The sequence below is a fragment of the Chlamydiota bacterium genome, assembly GCA_012729785.1.
GTDB lineage: Bacteria > Auribacterota > Tritonobacteria > UBA1439 > UBA1439 > UBA1439.
Map to the genome: position 1 here is coordinate 12,093 of JAAYCL010000017.1, position 16,982 is coordinate 29,074.

Consider the following 16,982-nt stretch of genomic DNA (forward strand, 5'->3'; position numbering starts at 1 on the left):
ACCCCGTTGCGCCCGAACCCATAACGGTGCGATAGGTTACCGCCGCGGCATGGCCAAGCGTAGCAGTCTGCGGGTATATCCACAATCAAAATATTCACGGAATGTCACGGGATACCCGCCTCTGAATCGCACGGGCTGTTGCCTGCCCGCGCGAAGGAACGGGTCTCGTGCCGCCGGGCGGGACACCCCCGTATACGGCCGGATGAAGGCGGATTCCCGTCGGCGACCTCGACGGCGCCGTTCCGTCTTCTCCCGCGTGGCGTTCAGCTGATTCGACGGGCCCCTTCCCCGCGTGGGCATGCGCCGGGGGGATGGGACGCGATCGGCCTCAAACAATTGCCGCCGGGCCTCCCCTTCCGGGAGAAACCCGGCGGCATCGATCGCCGCGCCTTTTCCCTACCAGGCCCACGCGGACCAGGTCGGCACCGGCCGGTACCACGGATAGGGCGCCGGCGCCCAGACGACCTGCGGGGGCGGCACGCACCACCCCGGGGCGCGCCAAACCCTCGGCCCGTACCAGCCGCCGCGCCGCGGCCCGCGGCTGTACCGATGGCCGTGGTGCCCCGCCCGGCCGTCCCATCTCCCGTGCCTTGGCCCGCGGTGCCCGTCGCGGGCGCACGCCGTCCCGGCGGCGAGCGCCAGGGCCAGGCCGAGAACCGCCGCCACCGCTCCCCTCTTCATCCGGCCCCTCCTTTCCTCCGTACGCACAACCCCACTCCTGCACGTTATACGGAGGAACCGCCCGCTGTATCCCCGCCGGATCGACGCGCGGCGTTCCGGAGGCGCGCGGCGCGCCGCACGGTCAGGAGCGGCGGGCGGAGAGGAGGAAGCCGGCCAGCAGTATCGTGAGCGTTCCGACGACGGGGATGAGGAACGGGTGGAAGGGGCTCCGCAGGGCGGCGGGGCACCAGGCGGCGCGGGGGGTGAACGTCATCCAGCCGATCAGCGCCACGCCCGCCGCGACCCCGCCGGCCGCCGCACGGCTTCCGGCGCGGCTCCGGAGACAGCCTAAAAGAAAGAGCCCCAGCATCCCCCCGCTGAAGATGCCCGAGAGCTGCCACCAGGCGTCGAGCACGCTCTTGATTTTGATCATCCACAGGGCGAAGCCGACGCCCGCGAACCCCCAGAGGACGGTGCTCGCGCGGAGCACCGCCATCGACTCCCGCTCGCCCGCCCGGGGGCGCAGGTAGCGGCGATACAGATCGCAGAGCGTGAGCGTGGCGCAGCAGTTCACGCTCGTCGAGATGGTGCTCATCGCCGCGGCGAAGATCGCCGCGATGAGGAGTCCCGACACCCCGGGCGGCAGGATATGCACGATGTAGTACGGAAAGACGTTGTCCCCCGCCCCCTCCGCGATCTCCGCCCGCAGCTCGGGCGGGAACGCCTCGGGGCGGGCCGCGGCGTAGGCGAAGAGCGCCGTGCCGATGAAAAAGAAGAACGCCGACACGGGGATGTAGAGGAGCGCGCTCATCCAGACGGAGCGTTTCGCCCCGCGCTCCGAGCCGGTGGCGATGTAGCGCTGGACGTAATTCTGGTCGATGCCGAAGTTCTGCAGGTTCATGAAGAGGCCGTACAGGAGGACAACCCAGAAGGTCGCCGAGGCGAGCGAGGGTCCGAAGCTCCCGAGGCTGAACTTTCCGTGCGCCGCCGCGATCCTGAACACCTGCCCCGGCCCCTCCGGCATGCCCAGCGGGATGCACACGACGCAGATGAGCGCTCCCGCGATGAGGATGACGCTCTGGATCGAGTCGGTGTAGATGACCCCCTCGATCCCGCCCATGAGCGTGTAGAGCGTCACGAGGAGGCCGGTGGCGAGGATGGTGAGGCGCGCGTCCCATCCGAGGAGATGGTTCAGGGGCAGGGCGAGGAGGTACATGATCGACCCCATCCGCGCCATCTGCGTCAGCATGTAGCAAACGACCGCATAGGAGCGCGCCCAGGCGCCGAAGCGACGCTCGAGATGCGCGTAGGCGGAGATGTCGCCGCAGCGGCGGAAGAACGGGACGAAGAACCGGGCGCCGGCCCAGGCCGCAAGCGGAAGGGAGAGACTGAAGACGAACGGGTTCCAGTTCCCCGAGAACGCCTTCCCCGGGAGGGCGAGGAACGAGATGCTGCTCACGTAGGTGCCGAAGATGGAGAGGCATACCGCCCACGCGGGCAGCGCCCCGCCCGCCTTCATGAACGCCTCGGAGGCGCGGCTCCTGCGCAGGAAACAGCAGCCGAAGGCGACCGTGCCGACCGTGTAGACGGCCAGCACGGCGATATCGAGCGTCGGGAGGCGGTGCTGCATCGGACCCTTTCAACCGTTGTGCACAACGGACGCGCCGAGGACCGTCGCCGCGAGCCGGCCGGTCAGGCGCATCCCCTGGTAGGGGGAGAAGTCGCAGCGCATGTGCAAGGCGGCGTGATCGATCGCCGTCTCCCCCGCGGGGTCGTAGACGAAGAGATCCGCCTTCCGCCCCTCCTCGATCCCCGCGCGCGGGGAAAGGCCGAATATCCTCGCCGCGTTCCCCCCCGCGAGCGCGGAGAGCTTTTCGTACGAGAAGCCGCGCCGCCTCCCCTCCCCGAAAAGGAGCGGCACCATCGTCTCGACGCCGGGTATACCGAACGGGAGGCGGGTGAAGTCGCCGCCCCACGCCTCCTTCTGCGCGCGCATAAACGGGCAATGATCGGTCGCGACGACGTCTATCGAGCCGTCCGCGAGGCCGCTCCAGAGCGCCTCCCGGTCCCGTTCCTTCCTGAACGGAGGAGCGCAGGTCGCGCAGAAGCCGTCCGGATCGGCGTATTTCGCCTCGGTGAGGAACAGATACTGCGGGCACGTCTCCGCATAGATGCGCCGCCCCGCCTCCCGATGCCGCCGCACCGCCTCGAGCCCCGCCGCGCTCGAGAGGTGGACGATGTAGACCGCGGGGCGGTGTCTCGCCGCGCACGACATCACCGTGTCGATCGCCCGCGCCTCGCACTCGGGCGGACGGCTGCCGGGGTAGCACGCGAGCGCGGTCTTCCCCTCCGCGACGAGCCGCGCCTGCGCCCGCGCGATCGCCGGGCCGTCCTCGGCGTGGACCATGAGGATGCAGTGTCGTTCCGCGCAGAACCGGCAGAGACGGTCGAGCAGGTCGCGGCCGACAAAGGGGTCGTTCATGTGCACCTTGAAGGAACGCGCCCCCTCCGCGACGCACTCCTCCATCTGCGCCTCCAGGTCCGCGGGATTCTCGGAGACCGCGACGTGGAGAAAGAAATCCGTCCGGCAGCGCGCCCGGGCCGCCTCGCGCCGCGCCTGCAGGGCGTGGACGAGCCGCTCCCCCTTCTCCGGGTAGGCGAAGTCCCCGAGCGCCGTCACCCCGCCGAAAAGCGCCGCGCAGGAGCCGCTGTCGAAATCGTCGGAGGAGATCTTCCCACTGACGGTGAGGAGCTCCATATGCACGTGCGGATCGACCGCGCCCGGGAGGACGACCAGCCCCTCGCCCTCCACTGCGCGCATCTTCCCCGCCTTCCCCGCGCCTCCGACGCGGAGGATCCTCCCTCCCCCGACCGCAACGTCCGCCCGCTCCATCCCGCGCGGGGTCAGCACCTCCGCGTTCCTGACGACGAGCTCCATGCCGGACCGCCGCTCCTTTCCGTTGCGCCGCACCGGCCGTAGTATGCTGGATCGCCCCTTTGGATTCAGCATCTTTCGAAGCCGCCGGACGTTTGGAATTCTTCTGTCGCGCATGGTATCATGGCGGAGACGCGGGGGGAATCAGGTTGCCGCGAAGCCGTGCCGGACACCGGGGGTCTCAGATGATGCGTGCGCGATGCGCGGGGGCGATCGCCGTCGCGGCGGCGGTGTGCCTCCCCTCCCCCGCCGTGCCGTTCGGCGGCGACGGACACCGGCTCGTGAACCGTCACGCGGTGGACAACCTCCCCGCCTCGATGCAGGACGACGGCTCGGGGAACGCCTTCGGCGACATGCGCCTTCTCCTCGAGTACCAGGCGACGGCCCCCGACTGGCAGAAGAGCTACGACGGAAACGAAAACGCCCGGCACTGGTGCGACATCGACTCGCAGCTCGGGGCATACCCGCCGCCGTTCGACACCGTGCCCCGCGACCAGGCCGCCTATCTCTCCGCCTTCGGCCGGGACAACGGCGTCCTCCAGTGGGAGGGGATCGAGGAGCATTACGGCCGCCTCGTCGGCCTGATGCGGGCGCGGAACTGGCTCGCGGCCTACCAGTGCGCCGCCGAGCTCGGGCACTACGTCGCGGACGCTTCGTGCCCGCTCCACTGCACCCGGCATTTCGACGGCTACCGGTACTGGCATCCCCTCTACGATCCGCGGAACGTGGGCATCCACAGCCGGTACGAGAGCGAGATGGTGACTCGGCATATCCCCTCCCTCGCGACCGCGCCCGGCTCCGCGGTCTACGTCGTCGACCGCGTCGAATGCGGCTTCGCCCTCATCGCCGGCGGCTGGAACCTCTTCGACGAGGTGCTCGCCGCGGATCTCGAGGCGCAGGACGAGACGGGCGGCGATTCGAGCCCCGCCTACTTCCAGGCACTCTACGACCGGGTCGGCACGGACGCGGAGGCGCAGCTCGAGCTCGCCGCGCGGAGGACCTCCGACCTCTGGTACTCCGCCTGGATCGACGCGGGAAGCCCCTCCTTCTCGCCCGCCGCCATCCGCTTCAGCTTCCAGGCGCTCTCCCCGCCGGCCCCCTCGGGATGGGGCGTCTCCGCGGAGCACCCGTACGGGCCGTTCGGCGCCTTCGGTTGGTAGAGGCCGCGGCCCGCCGGGCCCCGTGGAGATCGTTTCCCCCCGAGGCGCGCCGGCGGTCCTCGGCGGGGCGCTCTTTCGCGGTGGGCGACCGAAACGGCGGGCCCGTCCGGTTCGTCTTCCCCATCCTGTCGTTCGCGGCCGAGCCGGCCGACGGCCCCTCCACGCGGCGGGGGATGCGGAAGGCGGGCGCGGCTTCGCAGACCGCTACGCCTCGGGCGGGGGGCCGCCGATCTGCGTCTTCACGAACCAGTACACCCCCCACCCGAGCGCCGCCGCGGCGGCGATGAGCAGCAGTCTCCTTCCGCGCCCGGCGGCCTTCTCCACGGGGGGGGCGACGGCGGGCGGGGCGGTTGGCGCGGGCATGGCCGTGGCCGTGGCCGCCGGTTTCGGGGTCGCCTTCGCGAAGGCGCTCGCGAGGAGGGCCTTCGCCCGGGCGTCGCGCTCCTTCTTCTCCTTCGCCCCCGCGACCACCGCGATGAACCGGTTTCCGCCGCGCGCGGCGGTGGCGACGACCGAGTATCCGCCGAGCCTGAAGTAACCGGTCTTGAGCCCGTCGCAGCCGGGGAAGACGCCGAGGAGCCGGTTGTGGTTCCGCATCTCGAACGAATCGCCGCGGAACCCGCGGACCTGGGTCGAGGTGTACGCCAGGGCGCCGGGGCAGGCGGCGACGGCGCGCCCGAGAACGGCGAGGTCGCGCGGGGTGCTCAGATCCGGCTCCTTCCCCTTGTCGGGCGGAAGGCCGTGGACGGACGCGAAGCGCGTCGACGTCATCCCGAGTTTGTCCGCCTTCTCCTGCATCAGCCGCACGAACCCCTCCGTCGAACCCGCCACGTGCAGGGCGAGGGCGACGGCGGCGTCGTTCGCCGACTGGACCATCAGGGCGTAGAGGAGCTCCTCCACGGTGAAGGTCTCGTTCTCGGCGAGGTAGACCTGCGAGCCCCCGATGCGGGACGTCTCCGCCGTCGTCGTGACCGGCTCCTGAAGGTCGAGCGACTTCTCTCCGACCCGCTCCAGGATGATCAGCAGGTCCATCAGCTTCACGATGCTCGCCGGGTAGCACTCGGCGTCGGCGTTCTCCTCGAAGACCGTCCCGCCCGTCTCCGCGTCCACCACGATCGCCCCGACATACGGCGACCCGGTGCGCGGGGGGATCTCCGCGCGCGCGGCGGCCGCGGCGGGAGGGCGGAGCGAGGGGAGCAGCAGGACGGCGGACAGCAGGGCGGTGCGACAAAGTCCTTTCACCGATTTCTCCTTGTTTCCGGTATCGGGGAAGGGAAGTCTACCAGAACCGCCCCTCCGTTCAACGCTTTTCAAAGCCGCGAAGCGGCGCCGGTACCGCGCACGGGCGGTGCGCCCGCCGCGCCGCGGCCCGCGAGACCCGCCACAGCCACCAGCCGCACGCGCAGAGCGCGCCGGCGGGGTCGATCAGATAGTCCCACAGATTCTCGGCTTCCAACGCCCCCAGGTCGAACGCCGCGAGCGCGGCGAGCGCGGTGAATGCCGCGCCGCGGCGCCCCGTGCGCCACGCCCAGACGGAGAATGCGAGCACGCATGCGGCCGGCAGCAGCGGACGGTAGCCGGTCCGGTAGAGGTCCCACGGCACGGCGCCCGCGGCAGCGGGGTAGAGCGCCAGGGCGGAGACCGCCGCCGCCGCGGCGAGCGCCGAGAGGTCTCTTCGGGAGAGGAAGGATTTCCCCCCCGCCGCCAGGCACGCCGCCGCGGCGAGGGCGGCCAGGGTAACCACGCTCAGCTCCCCGACGGCGCCGCGGATATGGGCGTACAGGGGGAGCCCCCCGGCCGGCACGGCGAGGCACGCCGCGCCGGCGGCCGCGAGCAGGAGGCGGGGGAGGCGCCCCGGTCCGAGGAGCCGCCCGAACGAAGCAGACGCGGCGGCGAGGGCGAGGGCGGGGCCGAGGGCCGCGAGGAGCTGTTCGAGGAGGGGGGGCCGCATCAGAGCGCCTCCAGCCATGCGCGGTTGAAGCGGACGTGCCGGATGCGGGCACGGTTCCACGAGTAGACGAGGTGAAAGGTCCCGTCGCTGGCCTCGATCAGGAACGGGTATGAGAAGCCAAGCGTCTCCTCCCCATCCCCCGCCCGCGCGAACTCGTACACATCCTCCCACGTCTCGCCCCCGTCCCGGGACCGGGCGAGGCCGAGGTTGTCGCGGTCGTACTCCATGGTGTTGTAGGCGAGCCAGAGCGTCCCGTCCCGCGACCGCACCGCGCTCACCGAGGAGTTCGGATTGGGGAGCCCCGTCAGGGCGGGCCTCGACCAGCGCCGCCCCCCGTCTGCGGAGCGCGACCGGAGCAGGCGCCGTTCCGGCATTCCGCTCTGGCGCAGAAAGGCCACCGCCCGGGCGTCGTCCAGCGGCACCACGGACGGCTGCAGCGAGGAGCGGCCCCACGAGATCCGGCGTTCGTCGCGCACGGAGCCGTCCGGTCCCAGGACGAGCAGCGCCCCGAACTTCCCGATCAGTTCGTGGTACACCGGCAGGCCGATCGAGCCGTCGCGGTACCGCACCGCGCCGCAGCGCACGAGCGTCCCCATGTTGAGGATCGGACAGGTGACGAGGCGTTGCGCCCTGCTCCACGCGCGCCCGTCGTCGTGCGAGACCTTCACGTTGAGCGCCCCCCCCGACCAGCCGCCGACGGAGACGGTGACGTAGAAGAGCCGCAGCCGCCCGTTTTCATCGCGGTGGAGCACGGCGTTGCCGATCTTCCGCACGCTCCGGCCGAGCTCGGCGCCGGTGGCGGCCGCGTCAGTGATGAAGCAGGGGGAGGACCACCGGCCGGAGCGGCGATCCCACGATGCGGTGTACAGGGCGACATCGGCGGAGCCCTCCTCGACCCCCGCGTACCAGACCGCCAGCAGATCCCCGCCCCCGAGCTCGACGAGCGCGGGGCAGTGGGCGGTCTGCAACGGCTCCTCCGGGTCGATGAACTCCTCCCGGTAGAGCGGGCGCCCGGCGGGAGCCGACGGCGGAGCGGACGGCGCGACATCGAACCCGGCGGGGGGCGGGGCGGTGACGGCCTTGAAGAGGGGCGGGAAACCGGCGAGGCAGAAGAGGACCACGAAGGCGAGACGGGGGGCGGCGCCGCGCAACGCTCGTGCCTTCATCGATCCACCTCCCTCCCGCCGCCGCGGCAGTATATCACACGCCGGGGCGCCTGTCCGGCCCGGGGCCCCCTACCCCTGGAACACGACGCGCATCTCGCACCGATCACAGTCGAACTCGAGCCGGTGCCTCCGCCGCGCATCCGCGAGGAAGAGCGGGGCGGCCGACGGCGGCCCCTCCCCTCCCCGCCGCGGACAGAGGCCGAGCCGTTTCCGCACGCAGGCGCGGGCGGTGAGGACGGTCGTGCCCGCCGGGACGCCCGAGAGCTCGAGCGCATCGGCGACGACGACGGCCCCGTGGCGGGCGTAGAAGCGCCGCGCGAGCCTGTTCGAGACATTGAGGCGGTGGTCGCGCTCCTCCCCGGGATAGGGGACGCGGTTCGGAACGATCGCGCGGGCCTTGCCCGGGCGCGCGGGCGAACGCGCCTCGTCGAGGCGGGCGACGAGTTCCCGGCGCATCGCGTTCAAAAACGACGCCTTGAGCAGCAGCGGGCGACTGAGCGCCGCGTCGACGGCGGAGGCCGCGTAGGGGGTCCCCCCCAGTTTCGAGAAGTGGGCTTGGATGGCGGCGGCCGCCTTGGCGATGCTCCGGGCGGGCACCTTCTCCGCCGCCGCCTCGACGCGCGCCGCGACGCCGCGCGGGTCCGTCGCCACCGCGGAGAAACCTGCGCGGGTCTCGCGGAACACGACGCGAACGGGGATCCTCCGCGTCGGCGGGGTGCGCGACAAGGCCGCGAGGAACCCCCGATCGCGGTTGCGGTAGAGCGCGGCGCCGGCGCAGAAGATCCGCGGGTCCCGGGGGTAGATCCGCTCCCCCCGCGCGCGCGTCACGAAGGTGCCGCGGAGCGCGCCGCGGCGGTCGAAGAGGCAGATGCCGTCGCCGTTGTTCAGCGAGGCGCCCCCGCGCAGGATAAAATGGTCTTTGCGCACGGCCGCCACCGTCCCGACCGGTTTCCCTATCGACTTGGGCGTCAGCGGAAAGACGGCGTCCTCCGGGCGCCCTTCGATGCAGTACCCCGTCCGCCCGCGGCTGAAGGTCCGTTCCGGGTCCGGCTCGAAGGAGAGCGAGACCTCGCCGTCGGAGGCCCGCGCGAGGCCGGGGACGGAGCCGATGACCGCGTCGAGCGCACGGCGGCAGTAGGCGGTCATGTTCGAGACGTATGCGGCGTCCTTGAGGCGCCCCTCGATCTTGAAGGCGGTGACGCCCGCCTGGACGAGATCGAGCAGGCGCGGAACGAGGTCGAGGTCCCTGAGCGACAGCGGGTGCCGGTCCCGCTCGAGGATCCGACCGCCGGCATCCTCGACCGAGTAGCGCCCCCGGCACGGCTGCGCGCACTCCCCCCGGTTGGCGCTCCGGCCGCAGACGGCGAGACTGAACCGGCACTGCCCGCTCACCCCCGCGCAGAGCGCCCCCGCGATGAAACACTCGAGTTCGACCGCCGTGCGGGCGCGGATCTCCCGGATCTCATCGAGGGTGAGCTCGCGGGCGAGGATGACGCGGCTGAAACCGACCTCCTCGAGAAACCTCGCCTTCCGCCCGTCGCGGATGTCGGCCTGCGTGCTCGCGAAGAGGGGGATCGGCGGGAGGTCCATCTCCAGGATCCCCATGTCCTGGACGATCAGGGCGTCGGCGCCGGCGGCGTACAGCTCGTGGATCAGCTCCCGCGCCGCGTCGAGCTCGGCGTCGTAGAGGACGGTGTTCAGCGCCGCGTAGACCCGCGCGTGGAACCGGTGGGCGTAGTCGGCGAGGCGGCGTATCTCCTCCGTCGGGTTCCCCGCGGCGAGGCGCGCCCCGAACGCCCGGGCCCCGATGTAGACGGAATCGGCCCCCGCGTCGATCGCGGCGACCCCGCACGCGAGATCCCGCGCCGGCGCCGAAAGCTCCAGCGCGCGCGCCGCACATCCCTTCCCGGCGGCCATGCGCCCCCCGTTTTCCCCGTCCCTTGCCCCGCCCCCGAAGGCGGAGTATACTCCATCCGTTGATAGGTGCGCACGCGTTCATCCACGCGCAGGCGGCGCCGGTCGTGTACCGGCACACGGAACCCGCCTCTTCGCGACGAGGGGCGGCGCATCGAGGCGGGCATGAGGATCGGCTACCCCTGCGTCAATCTCGGCATCGGCTGCACGAGCGCCCGCACCTTCCGCCTGCGCTCCTACTCCGCCGCGCTCTTGCAGGAGAAGCTCGCCGGGAACCTCGACTGCCTTCGCGACACGCTCGACTGGAACGCCGCCCGCGGGATCCTCTTCTTCCGCATCACCTCGGACCTCGTCCCGTTCGCCTCGCACCCGGTCTGCCGCTTCGACTGGAGGCGCAGGTTCAAACGCGACCTCGCCGGCATCGGCGCACGCATCCGGCGGAAACGGATGCGCGTCTCGATGCACCCGGACCAGTTCACGCTCATCAACTCCCCGGACCGCGGCATCTTCCTGCGGAGCGTCCGGGAGCTTCGCTACCACGCGGAGCTGCTCGACGCGATGGAACTCGGCGCGTCGGCGAAGCTGCAGATCCATGTCGGCGGGGTGTACGGCGACCGCGAGGCCGCGATGCGATGCTTCGTCTCGAGGTACCGGGAGCTCCCGCCGGCGGTCCGACGGCGGCTCGTCATCGAGAACGACGAGCGATGCTGGCCGCTCGCCGACTGCCTCGCGATCCACCGGCACACCGGCGTCCCGGTCGTCTGCGACGTGTTCCACCACCAGATCCTCAACCGGGGGGAGACGGTCGCGGAGGCGCTCCGCCTCGCCGCGAAAACGTGGGGGAGGCGCGACGGCCCGCCGATCGTCGATTTCAGCGCCCAGGCGCCCGGAAAGCGCCCCGGGACGCACGCCGCGAGCCTCCCGCCCGCCGCCTTCAAACGCTTCCTCGACGACGCCCGGCCGCTCGACCTCGACCTGATGCTCGAGATCAAGGACAAGGAGCGGAGCGCCCTGCGCGCCCTCCGCATCGTCTCCGCGCCCCGCTGACCCCCGCGACGCGCCGGGCCGTCCGTGACGACTAGTTCGCGGAGCGTTGTGCCTCCGACGGCGCGCTCGAGGCGCGCCTCGACGGGGCCGATCCCCCCGGCGTCTCCGACGCGGCGTTCGCCGCGGGCGGCATCGCGCTGTATACGGGGGGCGTCCCCGCGACAGTTCCGCGCGCGCGCCCGCCGAAACGGCGCTCTTCCCGGTGTACGCGTACCGCCGGCGGGAGAAAATCGTTCTGTCACCGGCGGCTGCGTGTACCGAAGCGGCTCCATCCCGCTTTTGGAGGGTGCCTGCCTGTTCGCGGATTTCCGCACGGCGAGGCTAAGGAGTCTTCGCCGCGCAGGGGGGGCGGGTGCCGGGCTTCGCCGACCGCGCCGCCGGGCTCTCGTTGGGGCGGCGTGCGCCGCGATCACCCCGGTCACCTCGTTCGGCGGGGACGCGGAGGGCGAGGTGTACCTCTGCGATCTCGAGGGGACGATCCTGGAGATCGTTTCGCGCGTGGAATAGCGGTCGGCCGCTCAGGGCACCCAGTGGAGGAGGTCGCGGATCATCGACCAGCGGCGGCGCTCCTTGAACGGATTCTGTCCGAGGACCCAGTAGTCGTACTTCCGCTCCAGCTCGCCGTGCGCCCGCTGCATATCCAGCATCCCCTCGACGAACCGCAGGAACGAATCGTCGCTGCGCTTGGCGACCGGGTAGGCGTGCAGGAACTTCATCCCCGCCCTCGGCCCCAGCAAGGCGACGCAGTACGCCGGGTACAGGAGCGTCCACGGCGCCCCCTCCTCCGCGGTCGTGAGGAACGCCTCCGCGTTCTCCCCGTTGAAGAAATCCTTCTCCGAATCCAGCCGGATCATGCGGGCGCGCGGGAGGATCTGCGGCATGATCTCCTCGTAGGCGCTCCCGCGCAACACGGCGATGCGGAGGCCGTCGCGTCGCGCGACCGCGTCGAGATCCGAGAACTCCTCCCGCCGGTGGTCCTCCGTCACGAACGCCAGGTGGGAGGTCATGTACGACGCGCTGAACTTCATTTTGGCGAGCCGCTCGGCGGTGATCACGACCCCGGCCATCACGATGTCGACGCTTCCGTCGTCGAGGGCCGTGTGGAGCGCATCGAAGGTGATGGGAATGAACTCGACGCGGGGCACGCCGAGGAGCGCCGCGAGCTCGCGCGCCGACTGGACGTCGTAGCCGACAAGGTCGCCCCTGGCGTTGAAGAAGGTGAACGGGAGGGCGTCCTCGTTGTAGCCGACGCGGAGGGCGCGCCGGTCCCGTATCCGGTCGAGCACGTCGTCGTCATCGTCGTGGTGCGAACGGACGGCGCGGTACTCCCCGATCGTGCGGTAAACCGTGACGGTCGGCTCCCCTCCCCCGCCGGCGGGGAACGGGGGCATCTCCATCCCCGAGAGTTTCTCCTGCCCGCGGTACGGCCCGGTCAGCATCGCGGTGAACGCCGCCCGCACCCCCCCGACGCAGGCGGCCATCGCGATGACGACGACCGCCGCCGCGCGCGCGATCCTCCACCCCCGGAGGCGGACGCGGCCGGCGATGAGCGCGGCGCAGGAGGCCGTGAAGGCGAAGAGAAACATCGACGAGAGCCCCGCCCCGAAGTAGCTGTTGATCGGCGACGAGGCGATGTAGAGCTGGAACGCATCCTCCGGGAGGCGCATCAGGTCCAGCAGGAACGGCACCGCCGCCTTGCCGGAACCGAAGAAGCTGAGGAGGCCCGCCGCGGCGCACTGGAGCTGCCGGAGCGGATCGAGCGGCGTCTCGTACAGCCACCCGGTGAAGAGGATGAACAGGTACGGGGCGAAGTCCCCCCACCGCGGGAAGTTGTAGGCGATCGGGAGCAGCACCTCCGCGTAGGCGCCCGTCTTTCCGCCGCCGTCCCCGCGCCCGGCGAACAGCTCCCGCACGCCGCGTTCGATGAGCGGGAGCGCGATAAAGGAGTTCTGCGCGGAGAAGGCGAGCACCACGGCGCCGCTCGAGGCCGAGAGCACCTCCCGGAGGCGGAAGCCGGTGCAGGCGGAGACGAAGAGCGGCAGGACGACGACGGCGAGGACGACGCTCAACACGATGTACGACTCGCAGAAGAACTGGAGCTGGAAGAGCGCGTCGGGGGAGAGGGTCCCCGCCGCGTGCGCGGAGACGACGAATATGCCGTACGGCACCGTCTCCATCACGAAATCCATCACGCGCGAGAGCGTCTCGGAGACGACGCGGAGGATCCCGATGAGCGACTCCTTGCCGCGCGCGCCGATGAGGGCCGCGCCGAGGAAGATGGAGAAGAGGACGATCGCGGGGAGGACGCCCTCCGCGAGCGACTTGAACGGATTGGCGGGAATGAAGGTGTCGAGGATGCCCGCCGATGCGGGCTTCTCGACCTCACCCGCGCTGTAGAAGGCGCCGGTCGGGCGCGGCGGGAACGCGTACTGCATCGAGAAGAAGATCAGGATCCCCGCAAGCCAGAGGCAGAGCATCAGGAGCCCGCCTTTGCGGGCGACCGTGCGCGCCTCCCCCCCGTCGAGCCCCCCGATGCCCGCGACGATCGAGACCATGACGTACGGGATCACCGCCATCTGCATCAGCTTGATGAATGCGTCCGACAGCGGTTCGAGGACCCGGCACAGATCGCCGAAGAAGAGGCCGCAGAAGACCCCCGCGCCGAGCCCGACGAATATCCGGTTCTTCCTCCGCATCCTCCCCCCTCCGGCGTCTCAACGCCGCGGGATGAAGCCGCGCACGTAGGCGTTGAATTTGCCCCAGTTCAGGCGATGCTCCACCTGCACCCGGTCCGGCGCGCCCGGCACGTCCGAGGGCGTTCTCGTTTCGATGCGTTCGAGCGTCCCGCTCTGGTGGAAAACCCAGAGGAACAGGATGAGCAGGATGAGAACTAGCATTGTGCGCATCTTCATAGGGCCCCTCCCCTTGGATCGGATGCAAAACTGTACTACAGGGGTATGACGTTGTCCAGTAGGGAGTATCGGGGACGCTTTTGGCAACCTATTGAGGGGCAGCGTATTAGAACATACACACAACTTTCTGCAAGGCAACAAGTTGTTTGTATGTTAGTACTTGCACTGGGAGATCGGAGTAGCAAGATTGTCTCCGAGCGAGCATCTCCGTCCCGTTCCAGCCGCCCCCGGGGTTCTCCTCGCAGTGATTGCATCTTCCCGCGCATTCTTCCAGGATGACGCGCGAGAGCGCGCACCTGACCACTCAAATCCCTGATCACTGCGCGTTGCAGCGCATCCTCGGCGATCAGCATCTTCGTCAACTCAGGGAGCTCCGCATCGGATATCCGTCTCGACTCTTTATCCGTCACCTCCCATTCCCGGACCATCTCGCTTCCCGTCTTTCACGGCGACTTTCTGCGCGGGGAATCTGCCGTACGCCTCATTGAGCACGCCTGTGGAAAGGGGGAGGCGCGGGTCCTCGACGAGGGGCAGATCGAGGGTAATAGTTGCCCCGCGGCCGTTTGAGGACCCCACGCGAAGGCTGCCGCCGTGCTCCTCGATGATCCTCCGCGAGATGCTTAACCCCAGCCCTGTCCCCTCCCCCGTGGGTTTCGTCGTAAAGAACGGCTCGAATATCCTTTTCACGTGTTCATCACGGATGCCGCGCCCGCTGTCGCGGAACTCGATCACCGCCTTGCCCCCCTCCCTCCTCCCGTGCACCTCCAGCACCCGCTTTTTCACCTTCAGCAGCTCGTAGAAGGCATTGTGCAGGATGTTGAATACCACCTGCTGCACCTGGAACTCGTCGACCAGCGCCTCCATGCACTCCGGCGGGAACGTTAACCGCACCTTGATCGCGGCGGATTCGAAGAGACGGGTTTTGATCTCCACCGGTTTGGTAATCACCCTCCGCAGGTCCGTCCTCTGCCGTTCCATCCTCCGGCTGCGTGCGAATTCAAGGACCCCCTTCGCCATGCCGCAGCATCGTTCGCAGGACATCAGCATTTCATCCGCGTATTTCCACGATTCCGCTTGCGCCTTCTTGAGCATGGTCGCATACCCCAGCAGGACCGTGAGCTGGTTATTGAGCTCGTGCATGATCTCCGACGTCGTCTCCCCTATGCACGCCAAACGCTCGATCCGCGCGATCCGACTCCTCTCTACTGGATACATCCGTTCTTTCCTTTTATGGCGATGGAGCGCCGCGCACCCCTTCGGCGCCCCATCATGCCCATGATCCATGCGATGTACGACGGGCGGTTCGTTCCTTTGCCGCACCTCTTCTTATCGCATCATGCTGTGCGCTTCACGATCGACACTATGCATGCGTCTTCCCATCAGTCCTCGTCCCGCTCACCAGCCGAACTCCTGTGCCCCTATCGGCCCCCAATGGCCAAGCATCCCTCCACCGTTATCGCGATAATATCCGTCGGCCAGCCTCGCACCCGACGATCCGAAGCTCACCCGTAGGAGTTCTTCCGGTGCGGCACATGCCGCGCTCGTCAATGCGCTGTCGTAATACGTCGCACCGTTCTTCCCGATATAGAGCGTCACGGCCTCCATCGTGTCGAGCGCCGGGAGGTATACCTTCATCTCCTCCCCTGCTACGTTCGTGATAACGAGATAATCCCCAGCCTCGATCGTGATTGCCGCCTCCGCCGGCTCGATGAACAGTGCCGCGGCGGTTGACGGATATTCCCCTCCCGCCACGAATTCGTTGTCGCCGTCGTTGACCGATCCCATGATCTCCCCTGACGGATTCGTCGCCGTTCCGAGATAATATACGAATCCGTTCCCCACGGCGGATCTCGGCTCTTCGATCCTCATCCCGAAAACGGTCCCCGTCTCCAGCGGCCGACTCTCCGCTGTCGGGGTGGGCGTGATCGTCGGAGTAGCCGTCGGCTCGGGCGTAGCCGTCTCCGTCGCCGTTGGTGTCGGCGTCTCCGTCGGCGTCTCAGTCTGGGTCGGCGTTCCCGTCGGGGTCGCCGTCTCGGTCGCAGTGGGGACCGGCGTTTCCGTCGCCGTCGGCGCGGGTGTCTCCGTCGGCGTGGCCGTCGGGATCTCCGTAGGCGTCTCCGTCGGCACCGGCGTCGGGGTTTCGGTCGGCGTCTCCGTGGGAACCGGCGTCTCCGTAGGCGTGATCGTTGGCACCGGCGTCGGGATCTCGGTCGGCGTCTCAGTCGGCGTCTCAGTCGGCGTCTCCGTAGGCGTCGGTTCCGGCGTCCACTCCGTCTTTACCTCATACGCCACCGGATTCTCGTTCGCGAAGTGTATCCACCCCACTCCCTCCGCCCATGCGTAGCCCGAGAAGTTCCCTTCCCCATCCACCACCACACGGCTGTCCGTCGAATGGAAATTCACCCATCCCGCCAGCTCGCACCATCCGTACCCGGACAAGTTCCCCGAACCGTCGTTGTTCACCCCCCAGTCCGTCTCGTCCGTGTTCGCGTACGGAGGAGTCTCGCTCGACGCCAGCTGGATCCATCCCGTGTTCTCCTGCCAGACGTATCCGTATACCCCCGTATCCGTAACCGTCGCGCCGCCGTCCGACGGCCTCATGTTGCACCAACCGGCGTGCTCACTCCACGCGTATTTATGATTAGGGTCTATATTCCCGATACCAGGCACCGATGTGGCGGTCGCCGTCGGTGTCGGTGTCGGCGTCGGCTGTCCTTCCTCATCTCCTACGGTCGCAACCGGTTCTGGTTTTACATATGGCCGTATCTGAAGATTATCTATATAGAACGCGGAATCTCTTGCCCCAACTCCTATATAACCCGCTGCAATCTGGTCGCCTGATTCGCTCCCCTTGTAATCTCCCTCCACGTACATTTCTCCCGTTGCTTTCCATCCCCCTTCTATTTCGCCATGATTCCACCACCGCATCATTGTTTCTTTTATCGTTTCGAAACCAGGCGTAGGGGCGTCCAACAAAAGAAAATTCGGGGCAATGCACATATGCAGGTTATTATCGCCGTATGTCAACGGATATACCGCTTTAAAATTCATCACTTCATTATCCATCGAGCTGCCATGGATAACGCCGCTCCAACCGTTGCCGATATAAGTTACAACCTTCAGTAGATCATATTTGACTTCCGCCGTGTCGAATTGCGCCATGCTATACCACAGAATCGAATTGAGAAACGGACCGCCCGAATCTATTCTCACTCTTTGATTTTCTGAATCATAGGT

12 protein-coding genes and 1 pseudogene are annotated in these 16,982 nt (G+C 68.7%); 2 read left to right on the forward strand and 11 right to left on the reverse strand.

The window, feature by feature from the left end:
- Nucleotides 1-396 precede the first annotated feature (396 nt).
- The 3 genes from GXY35_03880 to GXY35_03890 all read right to left on the reverse strand — a co-directional run bounded on the left by GXY35_03880 (nt 397) and on the right by GXY35_03890 (nt 3,598).
- Nucleotides 397-681: a hypothetical protein gene (locus GXY35_03880; protein ID NLW93725.1), complete on the reverse strand. Its 285-nt coding sequence runs from the start codon at nt 679-681 to the stop codon at nt 397-399.
- Between the two features lie 121 nt (nt 682-802).
- Nucleotides 803-2,290, reverse strand: coding sequence for a sodium:solute symporter (locus GXY35_03885; GenBank protein NLW93726.1), 1,488 nt, complete (start codon nt 2,288-2,290; stop codon nt 803-805).
- 9 nt (nt 2,291-2,299) lie between these two features.
- Nucleotides 2,300-3,598 (reverse strand): amidohydrolase family protein, encoded by a 1,299-nt coding sequence (locus GXY35_03890; protein ID NLW93727.1) that lies wholly within the window; start codon nt 3,596-3,598, stop codon nt 2,300-2,302.
- Between the two features lie 182 nt (nt 3,599-3,780).
- Here GXY35_03890 and GXY35_03895 point away from each other — a divergent pair, with 182 nt between their 5' ends.
- The gene (locus GXY35_03895) at nt 3,781-4,755 is read left to right on the forward strand and encodes a hypothetical protein (protein ID NLW93728.1); all 975 of its coding nucleotides are present in this window, start codon (nt 3,781-3,783) and stop codon (nt 4,753-4,755) included.
- Between the two features lie 204 nt (nt 4,756-4,959).
- Here the strand turns inward: GXY35_03895 and GXY35_03900 are convergent, their stop codons facing one another.
- The 4 genes from GXY35_03900 to GXY35_03915 form a co-directional block, all read right to left on the reverse strand.
- On the reverse strand, nt 4,960-5,997 hold the full coding sequence (locus tag GXY35_03900; protein ID NLW93729.1) for a D-alanyl-D-alanine carboxypeptidase: 1,038 nt from the start codon (nt 5,995-5,997) through the stop codon (nt 4,960-4,962).
- Nucleotides 5,998-6,055: 58 nt separating this feature from the next.
- Nucleotides 6,056-6,706, reverse strand: coding sequence for a hypothetical protein (locus tag GXY35_03905; protein NLW93730.1), 651 nt, complete (start codon nt 6,704-6,706; stop codon nt 6,056-6,058).
- Complete coding sequence (locus GXY35_03910) at nt 6,706-7,872, reverse strand: exo-alpha-sialidase (GenBank protein ID NLW93731.1); 1,167 nt, start codon at nt 7,870-7,872, stop codon at nt 6,706-6,708. Before GXY35_03910 ends, GXY35_03905 begins: the two co-directional genes overlap by 1 nt.
- 69 nt (nt 7,873-7,941) lie before the next feature.
- Complete coding sequence (locus GXY35_03915) at nt 7,942-9,789, reverse strand: U32 family peptidase (protein NLW93732.1); 1,848 nt, start codon at nt 9,787-9,789, stop codon at nt 7,942-7,944.
- 162 nt (nt 9,790-9,951) lie between these two features.
- On the opposite strand from GXY35_03915, the gene uvsE reads away from it, so the two are divergent.
- Nucleotides 9,952-10,833 carry a UV DNA damage repair endonuclease UvsE gene (uvsE, locus tag GXY35_03920; GenBank protein ID NLW93733.1) on the forward strand — a complete coding sequence of 294 codons (882 nt, stop codon included), beginning with the start codon at nt 9,952-9,954 and terminating at the stop codon, nt 10,831-10,833.
- A 518-nt stretch (nt 10,834-11,351) separates the two neighbouring features.
- Here uvsE and GXY35_03925 read toward each other — a convergent pair.
- The 4 genes and pseudogenes from GXY35_03925 to GXY35_03940 all read right to left on the reverse strand — a co-directional run bounded on the left by GXY35_03925 (nt 11,352) and on the right by GXY35_03940 (nt 16,010).
- Complete coding sequence (locus tag GXY35_03925) at nt 11,352-13,529, reverse strand: cation:dicarboxylase symporter family transporter (GenBank protein ID NLW93734.1); 2,178 nt, start codon at nt 13,527-13,529, stop codon at nt 11,352-11,354.
- Between the two features lie 18 nt (nt 13,530-13,547).
- On the reverse strand, nt 13,548-13,745 hold the full coding sequence (locus tag GXY35_03930; protein ID NLW93735.1) for a hypothetical protein: 198 nt from the start codon (nt 13,743-13,745) through the stop codon (nt 13,548-13,550).
- Between the two features lie 399 nt (nt 13,746-14,144).
- Nucleotides 14,145-14,960 (reverse strand): HAMP domain-containing histidine kinase, encoded by an 816-nt coding sequence (locus tag GXY35_03935; GenBank protein NLW93736.1) that lies wholly within the window; start codon nt 14,958-14,960, stop codon nt 14,145-14,147.
- A gap of 693 nt (nt 14,961-15,653) precedes the next feature.
- Nucleotides 15,654-16,010 (reverse strand): annotated as a pseudogene (locus GXY35_03940) (type VI secretion system tip protein VgrG).
- Nucleotides 16,011-16,982 lie beyond the last annotated feature (972 nt).